Here is a 12,844-nt window from a genome sequence, read left to right as displayed (position 1 = left end):
GCCGGGTCCAGTCCGGCGGTCGGCTCGTCCAGCAGGACCAGGCGCGGGTCGGTGCCGGCCAGCGCGCGGGCCAGCGCGATGCGCTGCTGCTGGCCGCCCGACAGTCCGGCGCCGCCCTCGCCGAGCGGGGTCCGCAGGCCCTGCGGAAGACGCTCGACGAACTCCAGCGCGTGCTCCGCGACCAGCGCCGCCCGCACCTCGGTGTCGTCGGCCGCCGGCCGGCCCAGCCGGACGTTCTGCGCGACCGTCCCGGCGAAGAGCTGCGGACGCTGCGGCACCCAGGCGACCTGCGCCCGCCAGGAGGCCGGGTCGAGCTCGGCCAGGTCGTACCGGGTGCCGTCCGCGGCGGTGATCAGCACCGCGCCGGCGGACGGCCGCACGAAGCCGAAGAGCACCGCGAGCAGCGTGCTCTTGCCCGCGCCGCTGGGACCGGTGAGCGCGGTGGTGGTACCCGGCTCCAGGGTGAGCCGGGCGCCGTCCAGGGCGGGGGCCGGGCGGCCCGGGTAACCGACGGTCAGCCCCGTCACCTCCACCACCGCGCCCGCCAGGTCGGGGGCGGGCGCGGTCCCGACGCGCGGCAGCGGGGTCTCCAGCACCTCGAAGACCGCCTCGGCCGCCGCCAGCCCCTCCGCGCTGGAGTGGTAGAGCGCGCCGACCTGACGCAGCGGGAGGTAGACCTCGGGGGCCAGCACCAGCACCAGCAGCCCGGTCTCCAGGTCGAGCGAGCCGTCCACCAGGCGGAAGCCCACCGAGACCGCGACCAGCGCCACCGAGAGGGTGGCCAGCAGCTCCAGCGCGAAGGAGGAGACGAAGGCGATCCGCAGGGTGCGCAGGGTGGCCCGGCGGTACTCGTCGGTGATCCGGGCGATGGTCGCGGCCTGCGCCCTGGCCCGGTTGAAGACCTTGAGGGTGGGCAACCCGCCGACCACGTCCAGGAAGTGGTGCGAGAGCCGGGCCAGCGAGCGCCACTGACGGTCCATCCGGGACTGGGTGGCCCAGCCGATCAGCACCATGAAGAGCGGGATCAGCGGCAGCGTGCCGGCGATGATCGCGGCCGAGACCCAGTCCGCGCCCAGGATCCTGGCCAGCAGCACCACCGGGACCACCACCGCGAGCGCCAGCTGCGGCAGGTAGCGGGCGAAGTAGTCGTCCAGCGCGTCGACGCCCCGGGTGGCGAGCGCGGTCAGCTCGCCGCTGCGCCGCCCGGCCAGGTAGGAGGGGCCCAGCGCCGTGGCGTGCTCCAGCAGCCGGCCGCGCAGCGTCGACTTGACCCGGGCCGCGCAGCGGTGCGCGGCCAGCTCGGTGAGGTGGGCGACCGCGGCCCGGCCGAGCGCGGTGGCGGCGAGCAGCAGCAGCGGGCCGGCCAGCGCGGCCGGGCCCTGGCCGCGCTGGAAGCAGCGCACCACGATCTCGGCGATCAGGGTGGCCTGGGCGAGGATCAGCAGCGCACCGAGCGCGCCCAGCAGGACCGAGCAGGCCAGGAAGGCGCGGGTGGCCCGGGCGTGGTCCAGCAGGCGCGGGTCGATGGGCTTCATGGTGCTCAGCCCTCGACGGCCGGGGCCGGGGCGTGCTCCGCCGCGGGGATGTGCTGGACGCCGATCCGCTTGCGGAAGACCCAGTACGTCCACCCCTGGTAGAGCAGCACGAGCGGGGTGAAGACCGCGGCCACGACGGTCATCAGCTTGAGCGTGTAGGGCGAGGAGGCGGCGTTGGTGACGGTCAGGCTGTAGGCGGGGTCGAGGGTGGAGGGCATCACGTCCGGGAAGAGCGCCAGGAAGAGCATCGCGACGGCGCCCACGATGGTCAGCCCGGAGAGCGTGAAGGCCCAGCCCTCGCGGGCCAGCCGGTTCGCCACCAGCGCGCCGAGGAGCGCGAGCACGGCCACCACCAGGGCGGCCAGGCTCCAGCCGGTGCCCTGGTGCGCCTGGGTCCAGCTCAGGAAGACCAGCGCCAGCACCGCGGTGACCAGCCCGAGCCGCCCGGCCGTCGCCCGGGCCCGGACGCGGATGTCGCCGACCGTCTTGAGCGCGGCGAAGACCGCGCCGTGGAAGGTGAAGAGCGTCAGCGTGACCAGGCCGCCGAGGATCGCGTACGGGTTCAGCAGGTCGCCGAGGCCGCCGACGTAGTTCTTCTGCGCGTCGATGGCCACGCCGTGCACGATGTTCGCGAAGGCCACGCCCCACAGGAAGGCGGGCAGCAGCGAGGTCCAGAAGATCGCGTGCTCCCAGCCGCGCTGCCAGCGCTCCTCGGCGCGCTTGTGCCGGTACTCGAAGGCGACGCCGCGCACGATCAGGCAGACCAGGATCAGCAGCAGCGGGAGGTAGAAGCCGCTGAAGAGGGTGGCGTACCAGTCCGGGAAGGCGGCGAAGGTGGCGCCGCCGGCGGTGAGCAGCCAGACCTCGTTGCCGTCCCAGACCGGGCCGATGGTGTTGATCAGGACCCGGCGCTCGGCCCGGTCGCGGGCCAGCACCCTGGTCAGGACGCCGATGCCGAAGTCGAAGCCCTCGAGGAAGAAGTAGCCGGTCCACAGGACCGCGATCAGGACGAACCAGACGTCGTGGAGTTGCATGATTCCCTCTCCCCCGGGCTCAGTAGGCGAACGCGAGCGGCTTGTCGGCGTCCTCGTCGGCGTCGGGCCCGCGCAGTGTGGGGTCCTTGGCCGGCGGGCGCTCGTCGACGTCCGGACCGGGCTTTGCAAACTTTGCAAGCAGCCGGACCTCGATCACCGCGAGCACCGCGTAGAGCGCGGTGAAGGTGCAGAAGGCGAGCACCTGGGTGGGCACGCCGACGTTCGGCGAGACCGCGCCGGCCGTGGTCATCAGCCCGAAGACGGCCCAGGGCTGGCGGCCCATCTCGGTGAAGATCCACCCGAAGCTGTTGGCGACCAGCGGGAAGCCCATGGTGAGGATCCCGATCCGCCAGCTCCACCGGGTCAGCAGCGGCCCCATCTCCCGGCTGCGGGTGAGCATCAGCCGCGGCGGCTCGTCATCGCCGGTGCGGAACTCCGGCGCCAGGAAGCGGCGCTTGCGGGTGGTCCACAGACCGATCAGCGCGGCGACGAAGGAGGTCATCCCGAAGCCGATCATCAACCGGAAGCCCCAGTAGGTGACGAAGATGCTGGGGATGTAGTCGGTCGGCCGGCCACCGTACTTCGCGGCCTCGGCGGCGGCGGTGTCGTTGATGCCCGGCACCGCGGAGCTGAAGTCGCTCTTGGCGAGGAAGGAGAGTATCCCCGGGATCTCCAACTCCACCGAGTTGTGCCCCTGGTTGACGTCCCCGACCGCGAAGATCGAGAAGGGCGCGGGTGCCTGGGTGTCCCAGAGCGCCTCGGCGGCGGCCATCTTCATCGGCTGCTGCTCGAACATCACCTTGGCCAGGGTGTCCCCGCTGATCGCGGTGCCCAGGCCCGCGATCACCGCCACCACCAGGCCCAGCCGCAGCGAGGTGCGCATCGCGGCCGTCTTGCGGCGGTCGACCTCCGCCGGCCGCCGCTTGGCCTTCCACAGGTGGTACGAGGCGATGCCGACCATGAAGGCGGCGCCGGTCAGGAAGGCCGCGGTGAGCGTGTGGAAGACCACCACCAGCGTGGTGTCCTGGAAGAGCACCTGCCCGATGTCGGTCAGCTGGGCCCGCTTGGTCACCGGGTCGACGACGTAGCCCACCGGGTGCTGCATCCAGGAGTTGGCGGCCAGGATGAAGTAGGCCGAGAGCACGGTGCCCAGCGCCACCATCCAGATGCAGGCGCAGTGGATCCTCTTCGGCAGCTTGTCCCAGCCGAAGATCCACAGTCCGATGAAGGTGGACTCGAAGAAGAACGCGATCAGCGCCTCCATCGCCAGCGGCGCCCCGAAGACGTCCCCGACGAAGCGCGAGTAGTCCGACCAGTTCATCCCGAACTGGAACTCCTGGACGATCCCGGTCACCACGCCCATGGCGATGTTGATCAGGAAGAGCTTGCCCCAGAACTTGGTGGCGTGGAAGTACTTCTCCTTGCCCGTCCGCACCCACGCGGTCTCCAGTCCGGCCACCAGCGCGGCCAGACTGATCGTCAGCGGCACGAAGAGGAAGTGGTAGACGGTGGTGACCCCGAACTGCCATCGCGCGATGGTCTCGTGAGCGACTGCTAGCTCCACTGCACCCTCTCCCTTGCGGCACTCTGTCCGGTTCGGACTGATTTAACCCAGAATCCTGCCCGACCTACCCGACAAAGGGACCCTTCGACGTGAACGGCACCAATGCGGGCAAGCTTGTCCGCTTGTGAACGTGAACACGTTCACAAGCTCTGTCGACAGTATGGCGCACGCCCGTTCGGAAGCGTGCGCCAGGGGGGTGTGATGGAGGGAACGTGAAGGAGGGGGTGTGAGCGCGAGCGGGAGCGGGAACGCCGTCAGACCGGCCGGACGGTCGGACCACCGGTGACGTCCGGACCGATCACGAAGCCCTTGGCCGGACCCTCGGGCACCACGGCCTCCTCCTGTGCGGCCGGGCCACGGTGGCACAAGCCGTGTCCGTACGGTCACACACTGATGGCGGCCGGCAGGAGGGTTCGTCTAACCGCCACTCGACCGAGGGAGCGAGAGGCGGAAGGTCGCTCCCTGGGCGGGGACGGTGTCCAGGGTCAGGGTGCCGCCGTGGGCCCGGGTGAGGGCGGCCGCGATGGCCAGGCCCAGGCCCGCGCCACCGCCCTCGTGGCGGCTGCGGGAGGCGTCGACACGGTAGAACCGCTGGAAGATCTTGGTGGCCTGATCAGGGGTCAAGCCTGGCCCGGAGTCGGCCACTTCGAGGACGCAGCCGTCGGCGTCGGCGCCCACGCCTATCCGCACGGCGGTGCCCGGCGGGGTGTGTTTGACCGCGTTGCCGACCAGGTTGGTGACCACCTGGCGCAGCCGCGCCTCGTCCCCCAGGACGGCGGCGGCGCCCGGTGCGCCGGTGCCGCCGGGGCCGGTGAGGGCCACCGGGCGGGTCGGGTCGAGCGCGGTCAGGTCGTGCAGCGCGTCGGCGGCCAGCGTGCGCAGGTCCATCGGCGCCAGGTCCAGCGGGCGCTCCTCGTCGAGGCGGGCCAGGGTCAGCAGGTCCTCGACCAGACCGCCCATCCGGACCGCCTCGCTCTCGATCCGGTCCATGGTCCGCTTCACGTCCGCCTCGGAGCGCAGCGCGCCCATCCGGTAGAGCTCGGCGAAGCCGCGGATCCCGGCCAGCGGGGTGCGCAGCTCGTGCGAGGCGTCCGCGACGAAGGTGCGCATCCGGGCCTCGGACTCGGCGCGGGCGGCGAACGCCGACTCGATCTGGTCGAGCATCCCGTTGAGCGCCAGCGAGAGCCGGCCCACCTCGGTCCCGGGCGCCAGCTCGGGCATCCGGTAGGAGAGTTCACCGCCCGCGATCAGTTCGGTGCCCTGCTCGATCCGGCGCAGCGGCGCCAGTCCGGCCCGCACCGCGAAGGCGCCGAGCGCGGCGATCAGCAGCAGCACGGCGGCGCCGATCGCCAGGAAGCCGTCGTGCAGCTTCTCCACGGTGGCGTCCACTTCGTCGAGCGAGACCGCGACCAGCACGTACGAGGCGGGCGCGGTCGAGGCGGCGGATGCGGTGCCGGAGGCCGTGGGCGAGGCGGCGTCCGGGGTGGGAGTGGCCGCGGCTGCGGCGGAGGGGACGGAGGCCGCCGGAGTCGCGCCGGGCGAGGGGGTCACGGACGGCGTGCCACCCGCGGACGGCGTGCCGCCCGCATCGCGGCCACTCGCGGTGGAGCGCTGGATCGGCAGGATCAGCGTCCGCCAGCGCCCGCCGCCGTGCTCGCCGGGCACGTCGAACGGCGTGCCGAGGTGGGCCGCCAGGGCCGGGCCGGTCAGCCCGGTCAGCAGGGGGCCCGGGTCGGTCTCGGCGATCGGCTGGCGGAACACCCGCTGCACGCTGCCGTCGGCCGCCAGCATCCGGACCTCGAAGAGGCTGGGCAGGCCGGCCTGCGCCAAGGAGCGCCGGGCGGCACTGCTCGCGCCGGCGGACGGGTTCGGCGACGGGCTCGGCGACGGGTTCAGGGACGGGCTCAGCGACGGGCTCGCACCGGGCGAGGCGGGTGCACCGGAGGAGGCGGCCGCGAAGAGTCCGGGGTCGAACCCGAAGAGCCAGCCGCCGCGCACGTCGGAACCCGCCGGAACACTGCCACCACCGTTGCCGCCCGCGCCGGAGCGCTGCCCCGACCGGTGCGCCAGTGGCTGGCCGAAGCGCTCCAGCTGCTGGTCGATCCGCGCGGTGAGCTGACTGCGCACGGTCCCCAGCACCACCACGTCGCTGACCAGCAGGCCGGTGGTCACCAGCACCAGGGTCAGCGCCAGCAGGCGGGCGCGCAACGAGAGCCGCCCGGTGCCGCGCCAGAGCGCGGCGGGTCGCAGCGCGCCCGGCCGCGGGCGCAGCCGGCGCGCCGCCCGGCCGAGTGCCGTCCGGACCCGCGCCGCCCGCGTACCCGGCGCATCCGCGGACTCCGCCGACTCGGCGGCCCCCGACCGTTCCCGCACCACGCGCGCCTCAGTCCTGCGGCTGCTGCGGCGGCCGCCGCAGCGCGTACCCGATGCCGCGCACCGTGTGGATCAGCTTGGGCCCGTGGTCCGGCCCCGAGTCGAGCTTGCGGCGCAGGTAGGAGATGTAGGACTCGACGATGCTCAGGTCGCCGCCGAAGTCGTAGGCCCAGACGTGGTCCAGGATCTGCGCCTTGGAGACCACCCGGCCGACGTTGGCCATCAGGTAGTGCAGCAGCTTGAACTCGGTGGGCGAGAGCGAGATCGGGCGCCCGTCCCGGGTGACCTCGTGCGCAAGCGGGTCGAGGGTCAGGTCGGCGACGGTCAGCCGGCCGTCCTCGGCCGGACCGCCGGCCCGGCGCAGGATCGCCCGGATCCGGGCGATCAGCTCCTCCAGGCTGAACGGCTTGGTGACGTAGTCGTCGGCGCCGGCCGCCAGGCCGTGCACCTTGTCCTCGGTGCCGTCCTTGGCCGTCAGGAAGAGCACCGGCAGGTGGTCGGCCGGGCGCGGCCGACCGGGCCGCGCCGCCAGGCCCGCGGGGTTGGCGATCTGCTGGCGGCGGGTCTGCTCGCGCAGCCGCTCGACCACCGTGAAGCCGTCCAGGTCGGGCAGCATCACGTCGAGCACCACGAGGTCGGGGCGCTCCACCGCGATCGCGCTGAGCGCCTCCTCGCCGGTGGCCGCCGACTCGACCCGGAAGCCGGAGAAGCGCAGCGAGGCCGAGAGCAGCTCGCGGATGTTCGGCTCGTCGTCGACGACGAGCAGGAAGGCCTCGCCCGAGGACCGGCCGCCGTGGGCCGGTGCGACGGGGGCGTGTGGTGCGAGCGGGGTGAGCGACGCGGGGCCGGTCGGGCTCGTCATGGTGGGCACAGTCCCTTGGTTCACGGGTCCGCCTCCCGGGTCCTGGGCTTGTCGTCCCATCGGATGATGGCCCCGGGAGGCTACGTCTGACAGATGAGAGCCGGATGAACGCGGCGGTCCTCCGTGTTCACACCGTCCGTTTCGCCCGTTCCGGCGCCGGCTCAGCCGAGCGCGGCATCCACTCCCGCCCCACCCGCACCAACGGCACCACCGGCGGCCGCGGCGGCCGCGCGGGCGGCCCCCTGGGCCTGCGAGCGGCGGGCGTAGGTGATCGTCCAGAAGACCAGGGCGCCGGTGACCACGTACGGCAGGATGTTGTTCACGGTGACCATCTGCCCGTGCGAGAGCGTGTAGACCAGCGCCACCCGCGCGGCCGCCTCGGCCAGGTAGCCGACGCCCCAGCCGATGGTGAGGTTGCGCTGGACCAGCCGGAAGCCCTCGTACTGCCACAGGCCGTTCCACCAGGCGGCCTGCTCGGGGGTGCCGTCGGTGGCGAACTTGCGGCCGAAGTAGAACATCAGCGGTCTGGGCGCGGCCAGCGACAGCAGGCAGACCACACCGAAGAGACCGGTGATCGCCGAGTCCTTGACGAGCAGCAGCCGGGCGTCGTGCGGGCCGATGAACGAGACGATCCCGGTCAGCGCGACGAAGAGCAGCGAGATGATCGCGAACTCGTCGACCCGGCGGTGCCAGGCCAGGTAGATCACGATGTCGACCACCGGTCCGAGCCCGGAGAGCAGGATCGAGGTGAAGTCGTCGAAGCCGTGGTCGTGCGCCGCGTTGTAGATCAGGATCGGCGCGACGGCGTTGAAGGCGATGCTGAGCAGCCACCCGATGGCGGCTTGCGACCCCTTGCGGGCCGGCGCCTGCGGAGCAGGAGTGGACACGTGTCCCCCGTGGAAACGTCGATGAGAAGGCGGCAGGCCGACGGCCTGGCCGCCGCATATTCTGGCCGATCTCCAGGGGGTTTACCTAGGGCTTGTTCCGGTGGATCCGCGATCGTGACCAGCGACGCACCACCACGGCACGCCAACGCGCCGGGCGCCGACGGGTGCTGATGCCCCATCGGCGCCCGACGCGGCGTCAGTTGCGCACCGTCGCGGGCGGACCGTCAGCCGCCGGTGGTGCCGCCCGAGCCGCCGCCGAAGCCGCCGCCGCCGAACCCGCCGAAGCCACCGGCGCCGCCGGCCGCCGCGCCGCCCTCGGTGAGCTGCGAGGCGGTGTACCCGCCGGCGCCGTCCGGCTTGCCGACCACCGTCACGCTCTGGCCGGGCTGCAGGTCGGCCACCTTGCCGTCCTGGGTCACCTGGACCTTGGTGGCGTCCCCGGTGGTGACCTTGATGATGTTGCCGGTGGCGTCGGTCAGGTAGACCGTGCTGCCGTCGACCAGCTTGACCGTGCCGCGGGTGAACCCGGCGCCGGCCGCGCCGCCCTGGCCGCCGTACCCGCCCTGGCCGCCGTATCCGCTGCCACCGCCGCTCGGGCGGCCCTGCTGCCACGTGTTCATGTCCCCGAGGATGCCCGATCCGGGCGTGTCGCATCCGGCCCGGGGCCGCTGCGGGGCCGGTTGTAGCAGAGTTGATGCAGGCGTACGACGGTTCCGGCGCATCGTGACCGGTTTCGCCCGCGGAGGTCCGCGGAGGAAGGCCCGAGCCCGCCGGGGCCTCCCGCGGCCCTACCCCGCACCCGCCCGCGGCCCTACCCCGCACCCGCCCGCGGCCCTACCCCGCACCCGCCCGCCGCCGGCGCCCACCGTCCCCACCCGCCCCATCCGTAGTCCCCACCCGCCCCCTCCGTGCACCCCCCACCGGCCCGCCCCGCGGCCGCCGCGACCACCGTGAACGGACCCCCGCCGGCCGTCCCTGATACCCGCGCCCTAGTCCCCTAGGGGGAGCCGTACGCCGACCCGTACTGCTGTCGTCATCCCGGCTCCTCCCGGCGGATGACGATCCGTTGGCCTGTGCCCTCTAGGTTGGTGTTGTCAGCTCACCTCCGTCTGCCGGGGGTCGAGCCGGGGGACAATCGACCTAGGAGCAACCAGTGACGACGGCATCCGCAGCCGTGCAGACATCCGAGAACCCGGGCGGCCCGTCGGCCAGTGCCGCCTCCGCTCGGCAGGTGACGAAGGCGTACGGCACCGGGGAGACCCGGGTGACGGCGCTCGACGCAGTGGATGTCGACATCCAGCGCGGCCGGTTCACCGCGATCATGGGCCCCTCCGGGTCCGGCAAGTCCACGTTGATGCACTGCCTGGCCGGGCTGGACACGGTCACCGAGGGGCGGATCTGGATCGGTGACACCGAGATCACCGGTCTCAAGGACAAGCAGCTGACCCGCCTGCGCCGGGACAAGATCGGCTTCATCTTCCAGTCCTTCAACCTGCTCCCGACGCTCAACGCGATGGAGAACATCACGCTGCCGATGGACATAGCAGGTCGCAAGGCCGACCCGGCCTGGCTGGACCAGGTGGTGGAGACCGTCGGTCTGGCCGACCGGCTCAAGCACCGGCCGACCCAGCTCTCCGGTGGCCAGCAGCAGCGCGTCGCGGTGGCCCGTGCGCTGGCCGCCCGCCCGGAGATCATCTTCGGTGACGAGCCGACCGGTAACCTCGACTCGCGCTCCGGCGCCGAGGTGTTGAGCTTCCTGCGCCGCTCGGTGGACGAGCTGGGCCAGACCATCGTCATGGTCACCCACGACCCCGTCGCCGCCAGCTACGCGGACCGGGTGCTCTTCCTGGCCGACGGCGTGATCGTCGACGAGATGCACGCTCCGACCGCCGACTCCGTCCTCGAGCGCATGCGCCGCTTCGACGGCAAGCGCACCAGCTGAGACGGGGCCAGAACTCATGCTGCTCAAGACATCACTACGGAGCTTCTTCGCCCACAAGGGCCGGATGGTGCTCTCCCTGATCGCGGTGGTGCTGTCGGTCGCCTTCGTCTCCGGCACCCTGGTGTTCTCCAACACCGCCACCAGTACCTTCGACAAGCTCTTCGCCTCCACCGCCTCCGACGTCGCGGTCAGTCCGGCCAAGCCGGAGAAGGGCGGCGCCAACCAGCAGGACGCCGGCGGCAGGACGCCGACCCTGCCGGCCGCCACCCTCCAGCAGGTCGCCGGCCTGCCGGGCGTGAAGACCGCCATCGGTGACGTCACCGTGCTCGACGCCACCCTGGTCAACCCGAAGACGAACAAGGCGGCCGGTCCGACCGGTGGCGCGCCGACCATCGTCGGCGCCTGGACGCCGTCGCCGCGCTCGCCGATGAAGATCACCTCGGGTAGCGCGCCGGTCGGCGCCAAGCAGATGATGATCGACGCGGACACCGCCAGCAAGGGCAAGCTCGGCCTCGGCGACCCGATCCGCGTGATCAACGTCAACGGCACCTTCGACTACACGATCTCCGGGATCGCCACCTTCGTCGGCACCAACCCCGGTGCGGCGCTGGCCTTCACGGACCTGCCGACCGCGCAGCACGACCTGCTCGACGACTCCGCCGCCTACACCTCGATCGAGGCGTTCGGCGACGGCAGCAAGACCAACGACCAGCTCAAGGCCGAGGTCACCGCCTCGCTGGGCGGCACCTTCCAGGTCAAGACGGCCGACGAGCAGAAGGCGGACGGCGCCAAGGGCGTCGGCACCTTCCTCAACTTCATGAAGTACGTGATGCTCGGCTTCGCCGGTGTCTCGCTGCTGGTCGGCGGCTTCCTGATCATCAACACCTTCTCCATGCTGGTCGCCCAGCGCACCCGGGAGATCGGCCTGATGCGCGCCCTGGGGGGCAGCCGCAGCCAGGTCAACCGCTCGGTGCTCATCGAGGCGCTGCTGCTCGGCGTGATCGGCTCCACCCTCGGCATGGTGGCCGGGCTGGGGCTGGCCGAGCTGCTGATCAAGCTGATGAAGGCCGCCGGGATGAACATCGCGTCCTCGCTGGTGTTCACCGCGAGCGTCCCGATCGCCTCCTACCTGGTCGGCATCGTGATCACCGTGCTGGCGGCCTTCTTCCCGGCCCGCCGGGCCGGCAAGATCTCGCCGATGGCCGCCCTGCGCGAGCACGGCGCCCCGGTGGACGGCGCGGGCAACCGGGTCCGGATCGTCATCGGCCTGGTGCTCACCCTCGGTGGCGGCGGCCTGCTGGTGGCCGGCGGCACGTCGAGCAAGGCGGCCACCGGCGGCTCGCTGCTGGGCCTGGGCGTGGTGCTCACGCTGATCGGCTTCGTGGTGCTCGGCCCGCTGCTGGCCGCCGTGCTGGTCCGCGGGCTCGGGGCGGCGCTGCCGGCCCTGTTCGGCCCGTCCGGCAAGCTGGCCCAGCGCAACGCGCTGCGCAACCCGCGCCGCACCGGCGCGACCGCCGCCGCCCTGATGATCGGCCTGGCCCTGGTCACCGGCGCCTCGGTGCTGACCTCCTCGATCGTCAGCTCGACCAGCGACGAGATCGACAAGCAGGTCGGCGCCGACTACATCGTCATCGCCAACAACAGCGGCCTGACCCCGGCGATGGTGGCCGCGGCCAAGGGCACCTCGGGCATCGACCACGTCACCGAGCAGAAGGAGATCCCGGCGACCGTCACCGCGCCGGGCGGCAAGTCCGCGGACATCATGGTGGCGGCGGTCACGCCGACCTTCGCCCAGGACTTCCACTTCCCGGTCTTCGCCGGCAGCGCGGACGCGGCCTTCACCGGCGGCATCTCGGTCGACCAGAGCTTCGCCACCGACAACCACCTGAGCGTCGGTGACAAGCTGACCGTCGACTACGGCAAGGGCCGCACCCAGAGCCTGCCGGTCGCGGTGATCACCACCAGTGGCAACCAGATCTTCGACCGCCACTTCTACACCAGCATCGACACGGTGAGCCAGGTGGTCCCGGCCGCCCAGCTGCCGACCGACGTGGCCTTCTTCGGCAAGGCCGCCGCCGGCACCGACGTCGAGAAGACCTTCTCCGCCCTCCAGGACGCGCTCTCCGCCTACCCGCAGGTCTCGGTGCAGGACCAGGCGGGCTACAAGAAGATCGTCCAGGACCAGGTCAACACCCTGCTCTACCTGATCTACGGGCTGCTCGGCCTGGCCATCACGGTCGCCGTGCTCGGCGTGGTCAACACGCTGGCGCTCTCGGTGGTGGAGCGGACCCGGGAGATCGGGCTGCTGCGGGCGATCGGCCTCTCCCGCCGCCAGCTGCGCCGGATGATCCGGCTGGAGTCCGTGGTGATCGCGGTCTTCGGCGCGGTGCTCGGCACCGGACTGGGCCTGGCCTGGGGCATCACGGCCCAGCAGGTGCTCAAGGGCCAGGGCCTGAGCGTGCTGACGGTCCCGACGACCACGATCGTGGTGATCCTGCTGCTGTCCGCGCTGGTCGGCCTGCTGGCCGCGCTGCTGCCGGCCTTCCGGGCCGGTCGGATGAACGTCCTGGCGGCCATCGCCACCGACTGACCCCGCACCGCGCAGTACGGCCGACCGCCGGGCCGGCCACCTCCCTCGGGGGGTGGC

The 12,844-nt window shown here is 72.2% G+C and carries 9 protein-coding genes; 2 read left to right on the top strand and 7 right to left on the bottom strand.

What is annotated here, in order from left to right:
- The 7 genes from cydD to ABD323_RS35180 form a co-directional block, all read right to left on the bottom strand.
- Window positions 1-1,535: thiol reductant ABC exporter subunit CydD (cydD, locus tag ABD323_RS35210; protein WP_344446156.1), on the bottom strand; the 1,535-nt coding region annotated here is incomplete at its 3' end.
- Between the two features lie 5 nt (window positions 1,536-1,540).
- Window positions 1,541-2,569 (bottom strand): cytochrome d ubiquinol oxidase subunit II, encoded by a 1,029-nt coding sequence (cydB, locus tag ABD323_RS35205; protein ID WP_344446155.1) that lies wholly within the window; start codon window positions 2,567-2,569, stop codon window positions 1,541-1,543.
- A gap of 19 nt (window positions 2,570-2,588) precedes the next feature.
- Entirely contained in the window at window positions 2,589-4,133 is a 1,545-nt protein-coding gene (locus ABD323_RS35200) for a cytochrome ubiquinol oxidase subunit I (protein WP_344446154.1), read from the bottom strand.
- Between the two features lie 417 nt (window positions 4,134-4,550).
- Complete coding sequence (locus ABD323_RS35195; RefSeq protein WP_344446153.1) at window positions 4,551-6,509, bottom strand: sensor histidine kinase; 1,959 nt, start codon at window positions 6,507-6,509, stop codon at window positions 4,551-4,553.
- Between the two features lie 7 nt (window positions 6,510-6,516).
- Window positions 6,517-7,368, bottom strand: a complete 852-nt coding sequence (locus tag ABD323_RS35190; protein ID WP_344446152.1) for a response regulator transcription factor — start codon at window positions 7,366-7,368, stop codon at window positions 6,517-6,519.
- A 161-nt stretch (window positions 7,369-7,529) separates the two neighbouring features.
- Window positions 7,530-8,255: a VC0807 family protein gene (locus ABD323_RS35185; protein ID WP_344446151.1), complete on the bottom strand. Its 726-nt coding sequence runs from the start codon at window positions 8,253-8,255 to the stop codon at window positions 7,530-7,532.
- Between the two features lie 224 nt (window positions 8,256-8,479).
- The gene (locus ABD323_RS35180; protein ID WP_344446150.1) at window positions 8,480-8,875 is read right to left on the bottom strand and encodes a hypothetical protein; all 396 of its coding nucleotides are present in this window, start codon (window positions 8,873-8,875) and stop codon (window positions 8,480-8,482) included.
- A 533-nt stretch (window positions 8,876-9,408) separates the two neighbouring features.
- Between ABD323_RS35180 and ABD323_RS35175 the strand changes: the two genes are divergently transcribed.
- Window positions 9,409-10,197 (top strand): ABC transporter ATP-binding protein, encoded by a 789-nt coding sequence (locus ABD323_RS35175; protein WP_344446149.1) that lies wholly within the window; start codon window positions 9,409-9,411, stop codon window positions 10,195-10,197.
- Window positions 10,198-10,213: 16 nt separating this feature from the next.
- Window positions 10,214-12,787 (top strand): ABC transporter permease, encoded by a 2,574-nt coding sequence (locus ABD323_RS35170; RefSeq protein ID WP_344446148.1) that lies wholly within the window; start codon window positions 10,214-10,216, stop codon window positions 12,785-12,787.
- Window positions 12,788-12,844 lie beyond the last annotated feature (57 nt).

This window comes from Kitasatospora nipponensis, assembly GCF_039528135.1.
GTDB classification, from domain to species: Bacteria; Actinomycetota; Actinomycetes; order Streptomycetales; family Streptomycetaceae; genus Kitasatospora; species Kitasatospora nipponensis.
Note: the sequence above shows the minus strand (reverse complement) of the source record. Positions and strands in the feature narration are given on the sequence as shown.